Source organism: Vogesella sp. (assembly GCF_046297735.1).
GTDB lineage: Bacteria > Pseudomonadota > Gammaproteobacteria > Burkholderiales > Chromobacteriaceae > Vogesella > Vogesella urethralis.
This window is the reverse complement of sequence record NZ_JBKBHK010000004.1, coordinates 253,422-271,600: the sequence shown is the minus strand read 5'-3', so window position 1 is coordinate 271,600 and position 18,179 is coordinate 253,422. Positions and strand designations below refer to the sequence as shown.

Sequence of the window (18,179 nt, the reverse complement as noted above, 5' to 3'; positions counted from 1 at the left end):
CTTAGCCCTGCGCCAGCCGGGCTTCCAGCGCGGCGACCTGGGCTTTCAGCTCGGCCAGCTGGTTTTGCTGGGCTACCCGCTCGGCGCGCAGGGCGCGGGCTTCGATCAGGCCACCGGCCAGCCACTGCAGCCAGGCGTCCATGCCGTCGCCGTTGCGGGCGCTCAGCTGCAGCACCTCGATGGCGGGGTTGACGCGGCGGGCGTAGGCGATGCAGGCATCGACGTTGAAATCCAGGTGCGGCAGCAGGTCGGTCTTGGTCAGCACCATCAGGCTGGCGGCGGCAAACATGTCCGGGTACTTCAGCGGTTTGTCCTCGCCCTCGGTGACCGACAGGATGGCCACCTTGTGCGCCTCGCCCAGGTCGAACGCCGCCGGGCACACCAGGTTGCCGACGTTTTCGATCAGCAGCAGGCTGTCGTCCTGCAGCGCCAGCGCGTCCAGCGCCTGGCCCACCATGTGCGCGTCCAGGTGGCAGCCCTTGCCGGTGTTGATCTGGATGGCCGGCGCGCCGGCGGCGCGGATGCGCTCCGCGTCGTGCGCGGTTTGCTGGTCGCCCTCGATCACCGCCAGCGGGGTGGAGGCGGCCAACCTTTGTACGGTTTCGGTCAGCAGCGTGGTCTTCCCGGAGCCAGGGCTGGACACCAGGTTCAGCGCGAAAATGCCGCGCTCGGCCAGGCGGCGGCGGTTGGCCGCCGCGTACTGGTTGTTCTTGCCCAGAATGTCCTGCTCGATCTTCACCATCCGCGCCTGGCTCAGCCCCGGTGCATGTGCGTGCGCCGGGCCGTGGCCGTAGTGGTGGCTGCCGTCGGCCAGCGTTACCGGCGTGCTGTCGGCGGCGTCGCTGGCCTCCGCGGCCGGCTGGGCGTGCGCGTGGGGGTGATCATGCTGGTGCGCGTGGCTGTGATCGTGGTCATGATGATGGTGATGGCCATGCGCGTGGGCGCCGGCGCGGCGCGGGCGGTACGGGTATTTGACGGCCGGTTTCTGGCCCTCGATGCTGACATTGCCTTCGGCGCAGCCACAGACGGTACACATGGGTGGGGTCCTTTCTTGTTCTGTTCGGTGTTGTGTTTTTCTTTGTGCGGGCGGTAACGGTGCTGGCAGGGCTTATTCCACCTCCAGCTCCGCCACGCGCAGTTCCTCGCCGCCGGTAACCTGTACCTGGTGGCGGCCACAGCTGGGGCAGGCGTCAAAGCGGGCGTGGATGGCGACTTCCTGGCTGCAGGCCAGGCACCAGCCACGGCCGGGTTCGCGCAGCAGGTGCACCTGCGCGCCGTCGGCCAGGCTGCCGCGCAGTACTACGTCCAGGCAGAAGGTGAGCGCTTCCGGCTCCACGCCGGCCAGCTCGCCCACTTGCAGCCAGATCTGTTTGACGCGGCGGAACTGCTGCGTTTGTGCGTGTTCTTCCAGCAGCTGCACGATGCCTTCGGCCAGCGACATTTCATGCATGGTGGCATTCCTTTTTATCGATATCTGCCAGTGTAAAGCCAACGCAGGGGTCGATCAGCAATAGCCTGCGGTGGATCTGCGCCGTGTCGCCCCCCGCTGCGGCCTGCGCCATGCAGCCTTGCGGATGGGCGTGCCACAGCGTGGGCGGCAGTACGCGGTAATGGCTGATGCGGCCATCGCCGCCCAGCGTGGCCAGGTGCAGCAGCGGGCCACGGGCGGTGTCCACCAGCGCCAGACCGCTGCCGGCCAGCGTACAGCTGTCGCTGCCCGGTTCGGTTTCGCCCAGCCAGGCGGCCAGTGCCAGCCAGCGCGCCAGCAGGCGGGCGGCGCTGACGTGGCCGGCGTCCAGCCACGCTTGCAGCAGCGGCTGGTAACGCGCCAACGCGCCGGTTTCCGCCGCCTGGCCGTACCAGGCCGGGGTGTGGCCGGCCAGCCAGTGCGGGTTGGCCGCCAGGTTGGCCGCGCTGTGCAGCCATTGCAGGGCGGGCACGGGTTCCGGCGCCGCCGCCAGCAGTTGCTGCAAGGCGCGGGCCGCGGCACTGTCGCCACTGGCCGCCCATTGCTGCCAGCCGGCCAGACCATACTGGCGCCAGATGCTGGGGTCGGTACCGAAGATACAGAACGCGGCCAACTGGCGGTAATCGTGCAGCGTGACAGCGCGGCCCAGCGCGGCGAGGGCGGCGGGGTCCACGGTTTGGCCGCAGGCCGGCGCCCAGTCCAGCAGCCAGCGGCGCAGCGTTTCGCGGATGGCTTCCAGCCGCACGGCGGCCAGCGCCTGCGTATCGGCCACGGCAGGCTGGCCGCTGGCAGCCGCCAGCGCCAGCGTAGCGGCCAGTTGCTGGGCGTGGCCGCACAGCGAAAACAATTGCGGCGCCAGCGCGATGGCCTCGGCTGGCGTGCGGCCGACAAACAGTTGCTCGGCGGCCAACCTGGGCCAGTGCACGCTCACCTGGCCGTGCCGGCGCTGCAAGGTGATGCCGTTCATGCGCCGCCCAGCCCGAACAAGCGGCGGCGGCTGAGGTCCGGCCCGGCCGGCGTGGCTGCTGGCGGTGCCGGAATCTCGAACAGCAGGCGCAGCACTTCGCTGGCGGTGTCGCGCGCCGATTGCTGGTCGGCAAACTGCGGCAGCGGCGAAAACAGCGAGCACATCAGGTAGGGGCCGATGCTGTCTTCGCTGCCGGGCAGGAACGGCATGATGCCCTCTGGCAGCGCCACCAGCCGTTCTTCACCGGCCGCGCCGTCCGGCAGCGGCGCGTCGGCGGGCAGCAGCATCAGGTTGATGAACCACGGCGTAATCAGCACGCCGGCCCACCAGCCCTGGTAGCGGCGGAAACCGACGCTTTCCACGCTGATGGCCGGGTTCAGGATGGGAATACCCTGCATGCGTGTGTGCTGGATGTGGCGGTAGGCCTGTTCCAGCGCGGCGCCGGGGTGCTGCAGCCAGCCGGCGCTGCTGTGGCGCGCGTTCATGGCAGCACCATGAACTGTTCGTGTGCGCCGTCGCATACCGGGCAGCGCCAATGCGCGGGCAGTGCGGCAAACGGCGTGCCTGGCGGTATCTGCCATACCGCGTCGCCTTGCGCCGGGTCGTACACCCACCAGCAGATCTTGCACTCCAGCCGCGCGTCGTCGGCCAGCTCGCCGGGCTTGCCCAGATAGCTGCCTTCAAAAGTGTTCATGCCACTTGCTCCCCGGTCAGCCAGTCCAGTGCCTCCTGCAGCCGGTCGATGGCGTCGGCCAGGTCGTCGGCGGCGGCCAGCGCTACCTCCGGCATGCGGGTGATTTCCAGCGTATCCAGCAGGATGCTGTTCATGCCGTTGAAGTACTGCACCCGCCACACGTTTTGCAGGCCGGTGGCCATCACCCGGCACTTGCCGTAGCCGCGCGAGAACACGCCGCTGTTGCCGCCGCCCAAGTTGGCGTCGATATAGGCCAGGTCTTCCGGCGTCATCGGCAGCAGGCTGAAGTTGATGACATGGTCTTCGTCGCCGTCCTGGTAGGCGGCAGCGCGCTCGGCTACCTCGGCCAGCACCGCCGGCGCGTTCATCAGCGCCACGCCGGCCGGGTCGAACGGCGTCAGTTCGCGGCGGCCGAAAGCGCGGGCCTGCTGCCACACGGCAGCGGGGATGGCGCAGGCTTCGATGCGGTCGGCCAGCGGCTGGCCGTCGGCGTCGGTTTCCAACACGCGCCACACGCCGGCAAATACCGATTCCTGGATCAGCAGCTCGTGGCCGTTGAGGCAGCGCACGCGGGCGCTGACTTCGCCTTCGCCCAGCAGCTGGCTGATCAGCGTACGGCCATCACTGTCCAGGCCGTTGAGCAGCAGCGACGGGTACGGTTCGCTCGTGCCGTCCCACGCCTGCATGCGGCGGATCAGCTCGGCCACCAGCGCCTTGGCGTCGCCCAGGTGGGCGGTTTCTTCGGCGGTGGGCAGGTAGGGCATGTCGAAGCCGTCCAGCTCGCGCGGCAGCGGCAGGTAGTTGAGGTCGGGGTCGACCGGCTGCGAGCCGGGGCCGATGCCGACCACCGGAATAGGGAAGGCTTTGGGCAGGATGAACTGGCTCATTGGCAAGCTCCGCTGGTGGGGCTGGTCACAGGAATGCCTACCGACGGCGGGCGGCGCGCCGGTGCGGCCAACAGTTCGGCAAAGCGGTGCACCACGTCGGGCCAGTCCATCAGGCCGACGATGACACCGGTGTACTGGCCGCCGCGCAGGAACACCAGCGCCGGGTACTTCAGCACGCCAAAGCGGCTGGCAAGCGTGCGGCTGGCGGCGGGGTCGGCCCAGCACACGTGCGGCGGGGCGCCGGGCAGGCTTTTCAGCACCTCGGGCACGATGATGGCGTTGTCGGCCACCTCGGGGTGCTGGTGCGGGTCGGCGTTCAGCATCAGCACCAGTTGCGGGTGTTCGGCGGCCAGCGCGTCCAGCTTGGCCGCGTCGGTCTGGCTGTAGCCCAGTGCGTCCAGGCGCAGGGCGACGCTGTCGAAAGTAGGGATATACGATTGCATGGTGGGTGGCCTTGCGTTGTCAGCTTGATGGGGTATCGGGTGTCAGCAGCGCCTGCAGGTGTGGCGGTAGCTGCGGCTCGCGGTGGTAGAGGTCGGCAAAGTGCTGCTCGGGCTGGTAGTTGCCGGCCAGCGCGGCTTCCAGCGCGGCGATGGCGGCCAGGATGTCGGCGGCGCGGGCGTCATCCAGCAGCTCGCGCGCGGCACCGGTGAATACCAGCAGCCACTGGCCGGTGGCCACCTCGCCCAGCAGGCGGGTGTCGATGTCGACCAGGCTGCCGTCGCGGTCGCGGCAGCGGGCGCTGAACCAGCCGGGGCTGACCACTTGCATCGGGGTGCCCATGCACATCAGTGTGGCTCCCCGTCGAACAGCACGCGGGCGTCACCGACGCGGCAGGCGCTGTCGGCGCTGGGGCGTTCGCTTTCGTAGCGCGTCATGTCCAGGCTGGCGTCGTTCAGGCGTGGGCCGTCACCGTTGGCGGGCTGTACCTGCACGCCCCATTCGGCCAAGGTTTGCACGGCAATGGCCAGGGCTTCCGGCAGCCGGGCGCGTACCGCCGGCGACAGGCTGCCGCCGTAGTCTTCCAGCTCGGCCGGCTGCACGCCGATCAGCGTGATGTTGGCCGGCAGTGCCCCCTTGAGCTCGGCCAGCGCTAGCACTTCGGAAAAACCGGTTTGGTGCAGGCTCATTTTCTTGGCAGTGAGGTAGGCGGGTACCGCGTCGTTGTGGAAGACGCGCAGCGTGGCCGGCGGCAGGCCGAAGTCGATGGCATCCAGGATCAGCAGATGGTCGGCCGCTTCCACATAGGGCAGCAGCAGCAGGCCCTGGGTGCCGCCGTCGATCACTTCCACGTTGGCGGGCAGGCTGTAGCCGGCGTACAGCGCCTCGGCACAGCGCACGCCGAAGCCTTCGTCGGCCCACAGCAGATTGCCTAGACCCAGTACCACGATGTGTGGCGTTGACATGTTTGCCTTCCCGGTGTGTTACGGAGGGCGTTACATATACAAAGGCCGTGCCAGCCAAGCACCGCATGTCGGGGCGCGCAGGGCCTTGATTTTATTGGCTTCTGGCGGCTGGCGCGGCAGGCGGGTTGGCAGGAATGGTTAGTTTGTTATCGTTTTGCTGTGGCTGAATGGAAGGAAGGTTTGCAGTGCCGGTCGGCAACTGCTGGTAGTGGCGCTGCTGGCGCGCCAGCCAGCCGCTGCGCTGCAACTGGCGAAAGCTGGCCTGGTAGCGGCGCACCAGTGCGCTGTCGCTGCCGGGGCTGAACGCCAGGTACAAGGGCTGTGCCAGCGCCGGCAGGCTGAAGGCCGGTTTGAGCGCGGCGAAGTCCAGCCCGGCCTGGGCGCTGCGGTATTGCAGTACCTGGCGGTGGCTGAACGGCAGCAGGTCGATGCGGCCGGCAAACAGCTTGCGGATATTGCTGAGGTCATCGCCGCTTTCCTGCAGGTTCTGCCCGATGACAAAACCCTGTTGCAGCAGGTACTGCATTTTCATGTCGCCGACGGTGGCGCCCAGCTGCCAGCGCCGTGCCTGCTCCAGCGTGCGGGCGTTCAGGTCGCGGCGTGCGGCCAACTGCCATACGGTAACGTCGCCGCTGGCGATCTGCCCCAGCCATTGGTAGCGGGGTTCGCGCTCGGCGGTGCGCGCCAGGCAGAAGATCAGCACGCCGGGGGTGGTTTCGGCGGTTTGGTAGGCGCGGGCCCATGGCAGGAACTGCACGTCCAGCGTGTCGCCGTTGCGGCGCGCCAGCTCGCGGGCGGTATCCAGCGCCAGGCCCAACGGTTGCGGGCTGGCACTCTGGAACGGGGGGAACTCGGTGGTGACGGCCAACACGCTGGCCGCCTGGCTCAGGGCAGGGCAACACAGCAGCAGGGCAAGCAGTGGTTTGGTCATCTGCGGGGCTATCAGCGCGGATCAGGGAGCAAGCATGGGCTAAAGTTTAAGTGCTATTTATCAATAAAGTACGTTTTCTTTTGCTTTTAATTGATGACATGTGCAGGCGGCGTAAGCTGCTGACGCAGGGTTGCCGTGGCAAGGGCATACTTCTAAGCTTTAGTCAGGTCTTTTTATAGGCGCGCGTCATGAATATTCCCTTGTCCGATTGCCTTTCCTTATTGCACCGCTGCCAGCACGGCGCGCTGGCTACCCACTCGCAGGCTTTGCCAGGGTACCCCTTTGTGACGTCGCTGCCATTTGCCATCGGCCCGGATCACAGCCCGTGGCTGTTGATGAGTGGTTTGGCCGAGCATTGCCGCAATGTACAGGCCGACCCGCGTGTCAGCTTGTTATTGCAGGCGCCTGCTGGCCAGGTGTGGGAGCAGGCGCGCATGACGCTCAGTGGTGAGCTTGTGCCGCAGCAGCCGTCCACGGCGCTGTTGGCCAGGCTGCTGCGCTATGCCCCGGCTTTCGAGCCGGTACTGGCGCTGGGCGATTTCCGCTTTTACCGCCTGCAGGTGCGCGCCATCCGTTATATCGGCGGGGTTGGGCGCATGGGCTGGGTCAGCACTACGGATTGGGATGCTTTACCGGTATTCGAGCTCGATACCGAAGCCACGCTGCTGCCGCAAGTTGCGGCCTGTAGCGGCGGCGTTAGCCTGCTGGGGGTGGACAGCTATGGTGTCGATTATTACCTGCACGATATGCGTCAGCGGCTGGATTTTGGTGTGCCAGTGGCACCAGCGCAGCTGCCGCAGCGGGTAGCCGATGCGCTGTCAGCCGGCGAGTTGCGCTGAAGCGGTGGCATTGGCATCGATGAAGCCGCACTGTGCCTGGATTGCTGCCATACTGAAAGTATGGTTGAAGATTGGTGTATTGATTTTGAAGTTAATCTGTAGCAAGGAGGCGCTTGATGACGGCAATAATGCGGCCGAATCACGTGTTATGGGGGCGTTTCAGCGCACCGTGCTGATTCCCTTGTCCTGCTGCAGGCGGGCTGCCGTTATGCCCAAGGCCATCACTGTTCATCGGCCGATGCTGCTGGCCGAGTTGTTTGTCTTGCTGGAGGCACCATGATGACTTTACCTGCAGACTGGCAGGCTGCGCTGCCGGTGCTGGACCGTCTTGGTACTGCCATCTGGCTGTACCAGTTCAGCCAGCAAACCATCATCTGGGCTAACCGTGCCGCTTTGCTGCTGTGGGATGCGCCCGATCTGCAAGCGCTGCAGCAGCGCGACTTCCGCATGAACAGCGAGGGTGACCGCCTGCGGCTGGCTAACTACCGGGATGCCTTTGCCCGCCAGCAAGTACGGCGTGAGACCTGGACCCTCTACCCGCGTGGTCGCCCGGTGCAGGTCAGTTGTTACTGTTCGCAGTTCTGCCCCGATTGTACTGATCTGATGCAAGTGGAAGCCAGCCAGCAAGACTTGACTACCGACACTTCGCGCGCACTGGAAATGTTGCGTCACGTGCGCGAGCTGGTGTCACTGTACGACATGCAGGGCCGCGTGCTGCTGCGCAACCCGGTGGCTAGCAACGTACTGCCTGGTGGCGATGATGCTTTTGCGGCCAACTTGAACGACTCGCGCCAGGCCGACGAGCTGCGCTCGGCAGTGTCGGAAAGCCGTGCCGTGCGCCGTATTGTCGAGGTGCGCCTGGCCGATGGCAGCCTGTCGCGCCATCAGATGCAGCTGTTGGAAGTCGCCGACCCCGCCACCGGTGAGCCGGCGCTGCTGGTAAGCCAGCACGATGTGGGCGACCGCGAAAAGCTGCTGCAATTGCAGCGCGAGCGCAGCGAGGAACTGCAAAGCATTCTGGATGCGTTGCCGTTGCCAATGGTGATTTCCGAGCTGGAAGGCGGCCGCGTGCGCTACGCCAACCGGCTGGCCATCGAGCTGTACGGTATCTGGCTGGGCAGTAGCGGCGAGCTGACGCCGGTTTCGGCTGCACTGTACGAGCAGCCGCAAGATCGCCAGCGCTTTCTGGACCTGCTGCTATTGCAGGGCATGGTGTCCGATTTCCAGACCGTGCTGCGTGACCGCATGGGGCAACGTTTTGAGGCCAGCCTGACCGGTTGCCTGGTGGACTATCGCGGCGTGCCCAGCGTACTGGCCAGCGTACTGAATATCTCGCATATCCGTGAACGCGAGCGTGCACTGGAAGATGCCCTGTTGCACGAGCACGAGTTGCTGGAAATGCAGCGCCGCTTCGTGTCGATGGTGTCGCACGAGTACCGCATGCCGCTGTCTGTCATCGATGGCATCGCGCAGCGCATCTTGCGTCACCCGGGGCAGTTCAGTCACGAAGCATTGCTGGCACGCATGCAGCGTACGCGCGACATGGTGAAGCATATGGTCACACTGACCGACAGTGTGCTGACGCTGAGCCGGCTGGAGTCCGGCCAGATCACGGTGGAGCAGCAGCCGGTGCGCTTGTTGCCGTTGTTGTCCGATCTGGTGGAACTGCATCGCGACATTTACCCGGCCGCCGACATTGCCTTGCAGGCGCAGGCGGAGTGCGTGCTGTGCGTGGATGGCGATACCGAATTGCTGCGCCTGATCTTTTCCAACCTCATCAACAATGCCATCAAGTACTCGCCCAACTGGCAGCGAGTGGAGATCGATGCATGCTGTCTTGGTCGCCGTGTCAGCATTAGCGTACGCGACTGGGGAGTAGGCATACCGGAAGACGAGCAAGGCCGTCTGTTCACCCGCTTTTTCCGGGCTAGCACTGCGCAAGGCATTCCCGGTATTGGTATTGGCCTTGTGCTGGTGAAGCAGCTGGTGCACATGCAGTGTGGTGACATCACGCTACAAAGCAGCGTCGGTAACGGCTCGGTATTTACCGTGACGCTGCCGCTCTCAAACAGTCTGGGGGAGCCTGATCCGTTGGCAAGCAGTAATGGGTGAGCGGGATAGTAGCGTGCCTGCATTATGGCAACAGGCCCGCCGGGTAAGGGCGGGCCTGTTGCGTGTTGACGGCAAGATTGGCCGCAGGCGGCCAGCCATTCTGCCTTACTGGGCCTTGGCGGCTTCCAGTGCGATGTTCAGTTTCACTTCATCGCTGATGGCCGGAATGTAGGTTTTCATGCCGAATTCGCTACGCTTGATGGTGGCGACGGCGTTAGCCCCCCAGTTTTCCACACCGGTCATCGGGTGTTTGGCCTTGGTCACGTTCACCAGTTTCAGGGTAACCGGCTTGGTTACGCCCAGCAGGGTCAGGTTGCCTTTTACTTCAGCCGGTTTGCCGTTCTTGAACTCGACGGCGGTGGATTTGTAAGTCAGGGTCGGGTACTTGGCCACGTTGAAGAAATCGGCGCTCTTCAGGTGCTTGTCGCGGTCGCCCAGGAAGGTTACCAGCGAGTCGGCGTCGATGGTGATGTCCACGCTACCGGTTTTGGCGGCTTCATCCACGGTCAATTTGCCGGCGATTTTGGTGAAAGTACCGGTCTGGGTAGACAGGCCAAGGTGGTTCACTTCGTAGCTGGCGTAGGTATGGGTGGGGTCAACGTTGTAAGTTACCGGGGCGGCAAAAGCGGCACCAGCGGTGGCAAACAGGGCGGCAAACAGGGTAGTACGCAACATGTTTCTCTCTCCAGAGTAGGGGTGGGGGTTACGGGTTGATCAGTACCAGACGGAACTTCAAGTCCACATTGTCGGCAACGGTGCCGGTATCGCTCCAGCTGCCTTCACCGATCTTGAATGCCAGGCGCGAAATCGGCAGCGTGCCGTCCACGGTCAGTGTCTTGCCCTGGGCGGTGGCGGTAAACGGGGCGCTGACGTCGCGGCTGATGCCTTTCAGCGTCAGCTTGCCGCTCACCTGGTAGCGGTTGTTACCCAGCGACTTGATGCTGGTGGACACAAAACGGGCCTGCGGAAACTGGGCGGCGTTGAACCATTCTTTCTTGCGCGCTTCGGCGCTGGCTTCGCCGGTGGGCAACGCGATGCTGCCCACGTCGATGCTGATGTCGGCTTTGCCGGCCTCTGCTTGCGCCGGGTTGAATACAACGTTGGCCGCAAACTTCTTGAAGCTGCCAGACATCGGCACGCCCATCTGTTTCAGGGTAAAGGCCAGTTGGCTCTTGGTCAGGTCGACGGGCTGGGCGAAGGCCGGGGCAGCCAGCAGGGCTGCCAGCGGCAGAAGCAATGCTTTTTTCATGGGTGGGTTCCTGTGTGTGCCACGCGGGGTTAGCCGCGCAGGCTCATGCGGCTCAGCAGGCCGTCCTTGTCGATAAAATGGTGTTTCAGCGCGGCGGCCACGTGGCCCAGTACCGCCAGCAGCAGCACGGTATTCAGCAGGCCGTGGATCTGGCCAAGCTGTGGCGCCAGCTCCGGGTTGGCCGCAATCAGGTCGGGCACTTGCCATACACCGAACATCACCACCGGAATGCCGTAAGCCGAGCTCATCAGCCAGCCGGACAGCGGAATGGCAATCATCAAGACGTACAGCAGCAGGTGACCGGCGTGCGCCACCAGGCGGGCGGCGGCGGACATGCTGTCCGGCAGCGCCGGGGCGCCTTTGGCCAGGCGCACCACGATGCGGATGGCTACCAGTAGCAGCACGGCCATGCCAGCCCACTTGTGGTAGCTGATCAGCTGGAACTTGGCCGGCGACAGCGGCAGGCTGTGTACGTATTTGCCGAAGGCGAAGGTACAGACGATCAACACGGCCATCAGGCCATGCAGCACGATCTGCGCGGAGTGGTAACGTGCGGCTTGCTTCATTCTGCTTGCTCCAGTTTCTTGCCGATGGCGGCCCGGAGGGCTGCCAGCAGCGTGATGTGGTGCGCCAGTTCGGCGTCGTCCAGATAATCCATGGCCGCCCCGCAGTGTTCAATCACGTCGGGGAAGGCTTCGTTGAATACGGCCTCGCCAGCCGGTGTCAGTGCCACGAACAGGCTGCGGCGGTCGTGCTCCGGTACGGTGCGCGTGATCAGGCCTTTTTCCAGCAAGCGGTCCAGCACACCGGTGAGGGTGCCCTTGGTGATCAGCGTGCGTTCCGACAGCTCGCGGCAGCTCATGCCTGCGGTGTTGCCCAGCGTGGCGATGACGTCGAATTGCGGGTGCGTCAGGCCGTGCAGGCGGATGCGTTGCGTACTCAGCTGCTCGAATGCCTGGTAAGTGCGAACCAGTTCGCGTACCAGCGGAATCGAGCGGTGCAGGGCGGTCTTTTGTGTCATCTGACGCGTCTCCGAGTAAGTTTTGTGTAGGATAGTTCCAGTTAGTACTAAAAAAAATCAATCTTTTCTGCAAAACAATTTCAGTAAAACTGAAGAAGCTTTGTCGGCTTTGGGCGAGGCAAGCGGGCAGCAAAAAGCCACCTTGCGGTGGCTTGCTTTGGGGGCGTTACGGCTAGGCGGCGGTGCCGCGTTGCGCGCGCTCTTCACGCGGGGTGATGCCGAAATGGCTGCGGTAGGTGCTGGAAAAGTGCGGGCCGCTGGAAAAGCCGCACGCCAGGCCGATCTGCACGATGGATTTGCTGGTTTGCTGCAGCAGCTGGCGGGCGCGGCTCAGGCGCAGCTCCAGATAGTACTTGGATGGCACGGTGCCCAGGTGCTGCTTGAACAGCCGCTCCAGTTGGCGGCGCGACACGCCGACGTAGTAGGCGATGTCGTCGGTGGTCAGCGGTTCTTCGATATTGGCTTCCATCAGGCTGACTGCCTCGGTCAGCTTGGGCTGGCTGCCGCCGATGCGGGTAGCCAGCGGAATGCGCTGCCGCTCGCTGCCCGGGCGCAGCCGCTCCATGCTGAACACTTCGGACAGCGTGGCTACAAATTCCTGGCCCAGGTTGGCCGCCACCAGCGCCATCATGAAATCGAAAGTGGCAGCGCCGCCGGCACAGCTTAAACGCTGGCCATCCTGTTCAAAAAGATTGGACGATACGATGACGTCGGGGAACTCGTCGGTCAGGCGGCTGATTTCCTGCCAGTGGATGGTGGCACGGTGCCCGGCCATCAGGCCGGCGCGCGCCAGCCAGTAGCTGCCGCAGCCCACGCCTGCCAGCAGCATGTGTTCGGTCAGCTGGCCGCCGATGGCCTTGGCCAGCTCGTCGGCAGACACGTCGATGCCTACCTCGTCGGCCAGCACCACCAGCACGTCCAGCTTGGGGGCGTGCGCCAGCGGCAGATCCACCGGCATGCGCATGCCGTTGCTCATGGTGACCATCTCGCCGGTCAGCGACAGCGGCAGGAATTCGTAGGCGCGCCGTTCGGCCAGCTGGTTGGCGCGGGTCAGCACCTCGGTGGCGATGGCCAGGTCGGCCATCGAGGCATGGGGCAGGAGCAGGAATCCGAAGCGGACCGGTTTGTTCTGGGCAGTATTGGTGGCCATATCCGTGAGCTGGGTACCGTGCCGGGGCAGCGGGGTGAATCAAGCGCGCATTGTGTCTTGCGCGCCGGTAGCAGGCAATACGCGCTGCGCAAAAAGCAGCCGGCGTGGCGCGATGCCATAAAAAAACGGCGCCATGCAGGTTTTGTAGCCTGCATGGCGCGGGGGAGGCAAGCCGGGCTTACTTCAGGCTGCCGGACAGGAACTGCGCCAGGCGCTCGCTCTTCGGTTGTGCCAGCACTTCGCGCGGATTGCCTTGCTCTTCGATACGGCCCTGGTGCAGGAAGATCACGTGGTTGGACACCTCGCGAGCAAAGCCCATTTCGTGGGTCACCACCACCATGGTGCGGCCTTCGCGGGCCAGGTCCTGCATCACGCGCAGCACTTCACCCACCAGCTCCGGGTCCAGCGCCGAGGTCGGCTCGTCGAACAGCATCACTTCCGGTTCCATCGCCAGTGCGCGGGCAATGGCCACCCGCTGCTGCTGGCCGCCGGACATGTGCGACGGGTACTTGTCTTCCACGCCTTTGAGGCCAACCTTGTCTAGGTACTTGCGGGCGCGGGCGATGGCTTCGTCCTTCGGCACGCCCAGCACATGGACCGGCGCTTCGATGATGTTTTCCAGCACCGTCATGTGCGCCCACAGGTTGAAGTGCTGGAACACCATGGCCAGCTTGGTGCGGATACGTGCCAGCTGTTTGGCGTCGGCGGCCTTCAGCGCGCCGTTGCGCTTGTCGGTGGTCAGCGCCAGTTGCTCGCCGGTGACGGCAATGCTGCCGCTGTTCGGCTGTTCCAGCATGTTGATACAGCGCAGGAAGGTACTCTTGCCGGAGCCGGAAGAGCCGATGATGCTGATCACGTCGCCGGCGTGGGCGGTCAGCGACACGCCTTTCAGGACTTCGTGGCTGCCGTAGCTTTTGTGCAGGTCCTGCACGTGCAGTTTGATGTTGGATGTCTGGTTCATGCTGAGAGCAACTTTCCGGTTTTGAAGGCTTCGGCGCTGGCAACTTTGGCCAGCCACTGTCCTGCAATGGCGTAATGACGGCTGTCGGTGGCGTACAGCATGCCGCCACGGTTGGCGCGCAGTGCGGTGACGCGGTCGTTGATCGGGTCGATCACTTCGGCCAGCAGCTGGCCGGGTGCCACCTCGGTGCCGGGGGCAACGTGGTAGTGCACCACGCCGGCGTGCGGTGCCAGCAGGCTTTCCGACCCGGCCAGCGGCGTGGCGGGGTACACCAGTGCCGGCAGCGGGGCGACGTCGCCGCGGATAATGCCGCGGTAGGTCAGGAAGGCCAGCAGCGCGTCGGCGTCCTGCGCTGCCAGCGCGTGGCTGACATCGGCCTGGCCGCGCAGCTCCACGGTCACCGACAGGCAGGCCATGTCGATGGCGGCGTCGAGCCCGGCTTCCTGCACCAGGTCGCGCAGCTGCCACCACAGCTGGCTGCAGGCTTCGTCGAACGGGTTGTCGCCGGAGTCTTCGGCCAGCAGCGTGGCCGCAGCGCCGGTGTAGCGCGCCAGCGGCTCGCACTGCGGCCACAGCGGGGTGCCGGTGTACAGGTGCAGCGCGGCGTCCAGATCGCAGTGCAGGTCCAGTACCACGTCGGCGTCGCAGGCCAGCAGCATCAGCGTCTTGCGCTGTGCCGCCAGCTCACTGGCCGGCTCGATGGCGGCCACCATGCTGCGCAGGTGCTGGCGCACCAGACGGGTGTTGGCCGCCGCGTCCGTGCCCAGTTGCTCGCGCAGCAGTTCGAACAGCTGGCGGGCGAAGGCCGGGTAGTAACGGTTGAAGTTCTGGCCACTGCCCAGCTCGAAGCGGCCCAGTGCCACGCCGTTCAGGTTCTGGTCCAGGCCGATGGGGTTGGCCACCGGCACCAGGATGATCTCGCCGGCCAGGCGGCCTTCGGCTTCCAGTGCGGCCAACCTTTGCTTCAGGTGCCAGGCGGTCATCATGCCCGGCAGTTCGTCGGCGTGCAGGCTGGCCTGGATGTAGACCTTCTGGCCGCTGCCCGGGGTGCCGAAATGGAAGCTGCTGATGCTGCGCTGCGTGGTCAGGCTGGGGGACAGCAGCGGGTGATCCTGTCGTTGCATGCCGGTCTCCTTAGTGCTTGCGCGGGGCCAGGTAGGCCAGCCAGCGTTTTTCGGCCAGCTTGAACAGCCAGACGAAGATGAAGGTCAGCACCAGATAGAAGCAGGCCGCCACGATGAACGGTTCAAACGGCATGTAGGTGTCGCTGAACACGCGGCGTGCCACGCCGGTGAGGTCGGCCAGCGTCACCAGGCCGGCAATGGAGGTGGACTGCATCATCATCACCACCTCGTTGCTGTAGGCGGGCAGGGCGCGGCGCAGCGCCGACGGGATGACGATGCGGCGCATCATCAGCCATTTGCTCATGCCCATTGCCTTGGCGGCTTCGATCTCGCCGTAGTGGGTATTGCGGATCTGGCCGGCAATGATCTCGGTAGTATAAGCGGCGGTGTTCAGCGTGAATGCCAGGATGGCGCAGGCGTAGGCTTCGCGCAGGTATTCCCACGCCCAGCTATCGCGCACCCAGTCAAACTGCGACAGGCCGTAATAGATGATGAACAGCTGCACCAGCAGCGGCGTGCCGCGGAACACATAGGTGTACAGCCATACCGCACCGGCAACAGCGCGGTTTTTCGATACGCGCATCAGCGCCAGCGGTACCGCCAGCAGCAGGCCGCAGGCCAGCGACAGGAACAGCAGCTCCAGTGTCAGTTGCAGGCCGTCGCTGGTGGACAGCATTGGCGCGCCGTCGGCGCCGCCCAGGAAGGCGGGGAATTTTTCCACGATCAGGTTGAAGTCGATCACAGTTCATTCTCCCGTACGCCCAGCGAGTAGCGCTTTTCCAGACGCTTGAGGGCAAAGTCGGACACGCTGGTGATGGCCAGGAAGATGGCACCCACCACGGCGTACACGGTAAACGGTTCCTGGGTAATCGATTTAGCGGTGTCGGCGCGGTACATCACGTCGTTCAGGCCGATGACCGATACCAGGGCGGTGGATTTCACCAGTACCAGCCAGTTGTTGGAAAAACTGGGCAGGGCAAAGCGCACCATCTGTGGGAAGGTAATGCGCAGAAACACACGCAGCGGGCTCATGCCGTAGGCCAGGCCGGCTTCCATCTGCCCCTTGGGTACCGCCATGATGGCGCCACGGAAGGTTTCGGTCATGTAGGCACCGAAGATGAAGCCGATGGTCATCACGCCGGCGAAGAAGGAGTTGATCTCCGGTGCCGGCCAGCCCATGCGGGTACAGAAATCGTTGATCAGCATCTGGCCGCCGAAGAACAGCAGCAGCATCCACACCAGGTCGGGCACGCCGCGTACCACGGTGGAGTACAGCTCGGCCAGCCAGACCAGCGGTTTGGACGGTGCCATCTTGAACATGGCACCAATCAGCCCCAGCACCACGGAAACCGCCAGCGACGCTACTGCAACCTGCAGCGTCAGCACGGTGCCTTCCAGAATGCTGGGAAGATAACCCTGTAGAAACATTGTCTTACTCCGTTGTTCCTGCCTGATGGGGCATGCGGCCAACCCGGGCAGGCCGGCCGCAGCGTTGGCTACGGTTGCCGCCTGTTATTTGCCGTAAATGTCGAAGCTGAAGTACTTCTTCTGGATCTTGTCGTAGCTGCCGTCGGCACGGATCTGCTTCAGCGCCTTGTTGATGCGCTCCAGCAGGGCTTTGTCACCCTTGCGTACCGCAATGCCGGCGCCGATGCCGAAGTATTTCGGATCGTTATACTCGGGGCCGACCAACGCAAAACCCTTGCCATTCGGCGTCTTGACGAAGTCCACGTCACCCACGGCCGCGTCCACGAACGCCGCGTCCACGCGACCGGCTTTCAGGTCGAGGAACGATTCCGGCGCCTTGCCGTAGTTCACCAGCTTGGCACCCCGCTTCACAAAGTGCTCGCGGGCGTATTTTTCCTGGATGGAAGAGCGCAGCACGCCGATCTTCTTGCCCTTGAACCAGGCGTCGTTGATCTGGGTACCGTCGCGCGCCACCAGGCGGCTCGCCATGTTGTAGTACTTGTCGGAGAAATCCACCGCTTTCTTGCGCTCTTCGGTGATGTTCATCGAGGCGATCACGGCGTCGAACTTCTTGGCGTTCAGCGCCGGGATGATGCCGTCGAAGTCTTGCGGCAGCACTTCGCACTGCACCTTCATCGCCGCGCACAGCGCCTGGGCGATGTCCGGATCAAAACCGGTCATCTTGCCGTCGGCCCCCTGTTTGGAGAACGGCGGGTAGCTGGCGTCGGTGGCAAAACGCAGGGTTTCTGCGTGGCTGGCAGTGGTCAGGGCGAGCGCAAGCGCACCCAGCACAAGCAAGGGCTTCTTCATGTTTCTCTCCGGCACGGTGATGTGTTTTTCTGGTTTTGGGGATGAAAAACCCTGCCTCGGGCAAGAGGCAGGGCGGGGCAGGCAGGGTTAATTGCCGTAAACGTTAAAGTTGAAGTACTTGTCTTGTACTTTCTTGTAGCTGCCATCCTTGCGGATTTGGTCGATGGCTTTGTTCAGGCGTTCGGTCAGGGCGGTATTGCCTTTTTTCACGGCAATGCCGGCACCGCGGCCGAAGTATTTCGGGTCGTTGTAGTCGGGGCCAACGAAAGCATAGCCCTTGCCCTGCGACGACTTCAGGAAGTCGGTATCGCCCACTACCGAGTCAACGAATACACCGTCGATACGGCCGGACTTCAGGTCCAGGAAGGCTTCCGGCACCTTGCCGTAGGCCACCAGGGTGGCACCGTTTTTGGCCCAGAAGTCTTTGGCAAATTTTTCCTGGATGGATGCGCGCAGCACGCCGATTTTCTTGCCCTTGAAGCTGCCCTGGTCAACCTTGGTACCTTCCTTGGCGATCATGCGGCTAGGGGTGTGGTAGTACTTCTTGGTGAAGTCCACCGCTTTCATGCGCTCTTCGGTAATCGACATCGACGACAGGATGGCGTCGAACTTGTTGGCGTTCAGCGCCGGAATCAGACCGTCCCAGTCTTGCGGCACGATCTGGCAGGTTACTTTCATCGCATTGCACAGCGCGTAGGCGATATCCACGTCGAAGCCTTGCAGCTTGCCATCGGCGCCTTGCTTGGCAAACGGCGGGTAGTTGCCGTCGATACCGAAGCGCAGGGTTTCAGCTTGTGCCGACATGCCGGCGGCGGACAGGGCCATGGCGGCCAGGAAGAGTACTTTTTTCATGCTGCTATAACTCACTTTGAAGATGGTTAACCCCGTTGGCCGGGCCCGGGTTGGGGTGCCGCTTGGCGACAGCCCAGCCGCGTCCGGCGCGGACCTTACCTTGGTTGCAATTTGTTGTTTTCGCGCCCTCTCTGGCGGAGGGACGGCGAAATCTTTGCATGCAAGCGGTAGCGGCACAATCCGCCCCGGCCGTGGTCTTAACCGTAAGCCCGAAGGGGGCGCATTCTACTGGCTTTTTCTT

General features: G+C 64.1%; 24 protein-coding genes. 3 read left to right on the top strand and 21 right to left on the bottom strand.

From position 1 onward, the window contains the following. Position 1 precedes the first annotated feature (1 nt). From hypB to ACK4FZ_RS07195, 10 genes are all read right to left on the bottom strand, one after another. Entirely contained in the window at positions 2-1,036 is a 1,035-nt protein-coding gene (gene hypB / locus ACK4FZ_RS07240) for a hydrogenase nickel incorporation protein HypB (protein WP_409819321.1), read from the bottom strand. A gap of 72 nt (positions 1,037-1,108) precedes the next feature. Further along, a complete protein-coding gene (gene hypA / locus ACK4FZ_RS07235; RefSeq protein WP_409819319.1) occupies positions 1,109-1,450 on the bottom strand; it encodes a hydrogenase maturation nickel metallochaperone HypA in 342 nt (113 codons plus the stop codon). Continuing rightward, a complete protein-coding gene (locus tag ACK4FZ_RS07230) occupies positions 1,443-2,435 on the bottom strand; it encodes a hypothetical protein (protein WP_409819317.1) in 993 nt (330 codons plus the stop codon). The genes hypA and ACK4FZ_RS07230 overlap by 8 nt, the downstream gene beginning before the upstream one ends. Continuing rightward, positions 2,432-2,920 carry a [NiFe]-hydrogenase assembly chaperone HybE gene (gene hybE / locus ACK4FZ_RS07225; RefSeq protein WP_409819314.1) on the bottom strand — a complete coding sequence of 163 codons (489 nt, stop codon included), beginning with the start codon at positions 2,918-2,920 and terminating at the stop codon, positions 2,432-2,434. The genes ACK4FZ_RS07230 and hybE overlap by 4 nt, the downstream gene beginning before the upstream one ends. After that, the gene (locus ACK4FZ_RS07220; protein ID WP_409819311.1) at positions 2,917-3,129 is read right to left on the bottom strand and encodes a rubredoxin; all 213 of its coding nucleotides are present in this window, start codon (positions 3,127-3,129) and stop codon (positions 2,917-2,919) included. Before ACK4FZ_RS07220 ends, hybE begins: the two co-directional genes overlap by 4 nt. Further along, positions 3,126-4,016: a hydrogenase expression/formation C-terminal domain-containing protein gene (locus ACK4FZ_RS07215; RefSeq protein WP_409819309.1), complete on the bottom strand. Its 891-nt coding sequence runs from the start codon at positions 4,014-4,016 to the stop codon at positions 3,126-3,128. Before ACK4FZ_RS07215 ends, ACK4FZ_RS07220 begins: the two co-directional genes overlap by 4 nt. Beyond that, complete coding sequence (locus ACK4FZ_RS07210) at positions 4,013-4,459, bottom strand: hypothetical protein (protein ID WP_409819307.1); 447 nt, start codon at positions 4,457-4,459, stop codon at positions 4,013-4,015. The genes ACK4FZ_RS07215 and ACK4FZ_RS07210 overlap by 4 nt, the downstream gene beginning before the upstream one ends. Before the next feature lie 19 nt (positions 4,460-4,478). Continuing rightward, positions 4,479-4,805 (bottom strand): HypC/HybG/HupF family hydrogenase formation chaperone, encoded by a 327-nt coding sequence (gene hypC / locus ACK4FZ_RS07205; RefSeq protein WP_409819304.1) that lies wholly within the window; start codon positions 4,803-4,805, stop codon positions 4,479-4,481. Beyond that, positions 4,805-5,422 carry a HyaD/HybD family hydrogenase maturation endopeptidase gene (gene hybD / locus ACK4FZ_RS07200; protein WP_409819301.1) on the bottom strand — a complete coding sequence of 206 codons (618 nt, stop codon included), beginning with the start codon at positions 5,420-5,422 and terminating at the stop codon, positions 4,805-4,807. Before hybD ends, hypC begins: the two co-directional genes overlap by 1 nt. Positions 5,423-5,513: 91 nt before the next feature. Continuing rightward, positions 5,514-6,353, bottom strand: a complete 840-nt coding sequence (locus ACK4FZ_RS07195; protein ID WP_409819299.1) for a substrate-binding periplasmic protein — start codon at positions 6,351-6,353, stop codon at positions 5,514-5,516. Between the two features lie 188 nt (positions 6,354-6,541). On the opposite strand from ACK4FZ_RS07195, the gene ACK4FZ_RS07190 reads away from it, so the two are divergent. The 3 genes from ACK4FZ_RS07190 to ACK4FZ_RS07180 are packed head-to-tail and all read left to right on the top strand — an operon-like array spanning position 6,542 to position 9,304. Continuing rightward, the gene (locus ACK4FZ_RS07190) at positions 6,542-7,192 is read left to right on the top strand and encodes a HugZ family protein (RefSeq protein ID WP_409819296.1); all 651 of its coding nucleotides are present in this window, start codon (positions 6,542-6,544) and stop codon (positions 7,190-7,192) included. 19 nt (positions 7,193-7,211) lie between these two features. Then, the gene (locus tag ACK4FZ_RS07185) at positions 7,212-7,472 is read left to right on the top strand and encodes a hypothetical protein (RefSeq protein ID WP_409819294.1); all 261 of its coding nucleotides are present in this window, start codon (positions 7,212-7,214) and stop codon (positions 7,470-7,472) included. Then, positions 7,469-9,304 carry an ATP-binding protein gene (locus tag ACK4FZ_RS07180; RefSeq protein ID WP_409819293.1) on the top strand — a complete coding sequence of 612 codons (1,836 nt, stop codon included), beginning with the start codon at positions 7,469-7,471 and terminating at the stop codon, positions 9,302-9,304. Before ACK4FZ_RS07185 ends, ACK4FZ_RS07180 begins: the two co-directional genes overlap by 4 nt. 105 nt (positions 9,305-9,409) lie before the next feature. On the opposite strand, the gene ACK4FZ_RS07175 is transcribed toward ACK4FZ_RS07180, so the two are convergent. The 11 genes from ACK4FZ_RS07175 to ACK4FZ_RS07125 all read right to left on the bottom strand — a co-directional run bounded on the left by ACK4FZ_RS07175 (position 9,410) and on the right by ACK4FZ_RS07125 (position 17,938). Continuing rightward, complete coding sequence (locus ACK4FZ_RS07175) at positions 9,410-9,979, bottom strand: YceI family protein (RefSeq protein WP_409819291.1); 570 nt, start codon at positions 9,977-9,979, stop codon at positions 9,410-9,412. Positions 9,980-10,007: 28 nt separating this feature from the next. Continuing rightward, positions 10,008-10,553, bottom strand: a complete 546-nt coding sequence (locus tag ACK4FZ_RS07170; protein ID WP_409819289.1) for a YceI family protein — start codon at positions 10,551-10,553, stop codon at positions 10,008-10,010. Positions 10,554-10,582: 29 nt separating this feature from the next. Next, on the bottom strand, positions 10,583-11,119 hold the full coding sequence (locus ACK4FZ_RS07165; protein ID WP_409819288.1) for a cytochrome b: 537 nt from the start codon (positions 11,117-11,119) through the stop codon (positions 10,583-10,585). Then, entirely contained in the window at positions 11,116-11,574 is a 459-nt protein-coding gene (locus ACK4FZ_RS07160) for a MarR family winged helix-turn-helix transcriptional regulator (RefSeq protein ID WP_144372848.1), read from the bottom strand. The genes ACK4FZ_RS07165 and ACK4FZ_RS07160 overlap by 4 nt, the downstream gene beginning before the upstream one ends. Before the next feature lie 172 nt (positions 11,575-11,746). Next, the gene (locus tag ACK4FZ_RS07155; RefSeq protein WP_144372847.1) at positions 11,747-12,724 is read right to left on the bottom strand and encodes a GlxA family transcriptional regulator; all 978 of its coding nucleotides are present in this window, start codon (positions 12,722-12,724) and stop codon (positions 11,747-11,749) included. Positions 12,725-12,902: 178 nt separating this feature from the next. Continuing rightward, positions 12,903-13,685: an ABC transporter ATP-binding protein gene (locus ACK4FZ_RS07150; protein ID WP_409819283.1), complete on the bottom strand. Its 783-nt coding sequence runs from the start codon at positions 13,683-13,685 to the stop codon at positions 12,903-12,905. Further along, positions 13,682-14,809 carry a succinylglutamate desuccinylase/aspartoacylase family protein gene (locus ACK4FZ_RS07145; protein WP_409819281.1) on the bottom strand — a complete coding sequence of 376 codons (1,128 nt, stop codon included), beginning with the start codon at positions 14,807-14,809 and terminating at the stop codon, positions 13,682-13,684. The genes ACK4FZ_RS07150 and ACK4FZ_RS07145 overlap by 4 nt, the downstream gene beginning before the upstream one ends. Before the next feature lie 10 nt (positions 14,810-14,819). Beyond that, complete coding sequence (locus tag ACK4FZ_RS07140) at positions 14,820-15,551, bottom strand: ABC transporter permease (RefSeq protein ID WP_409819279.1); 732 nt, start codon at positions 15,549-15,551, stop codon at positions 14,820-14,822. Continuing rightward, positions 15,548-16,237, bottom strand: a complete 690-nt coding sequence (locus ACK4FZ_RS07135; RefSeq protein ID WP_409819276.1) for an ABC transporter permease — start codon at positions 16,235-16,237, stop codon at positions 15,548-15,550. Before ACK4FZ_RS07135 ends, ACK4FZ_RS07140 begins: the two co-directional genes overlap by 4 nt. Positions 16,238-16,321: 84 nt before the next feature. Beyond that, a complete protein-coding gene (locus ACK4FZ_RS07130; protein ID WP_409819274.1) occupies positions 16,322-17,086 on the bottom strand; it encodes an ABC transporter substrate-binding protein in 765 nt (254 codons plus the stop codon). A gap of 87 nt (positions 17,087-17,173) precedes the next feature. Then, a complete protein-coding gene (locus tag ACK4FZ_RS07125; RefSeq protein WP_409819272.1) occupies positions 17,174-17,938 on the bottom strand; it encodes an ABC transporter substrate-binding protein in 765 nt (254 codons plus the stop codon). Positions 17,939-18,179: the final 241 nt, after the last annotated feature.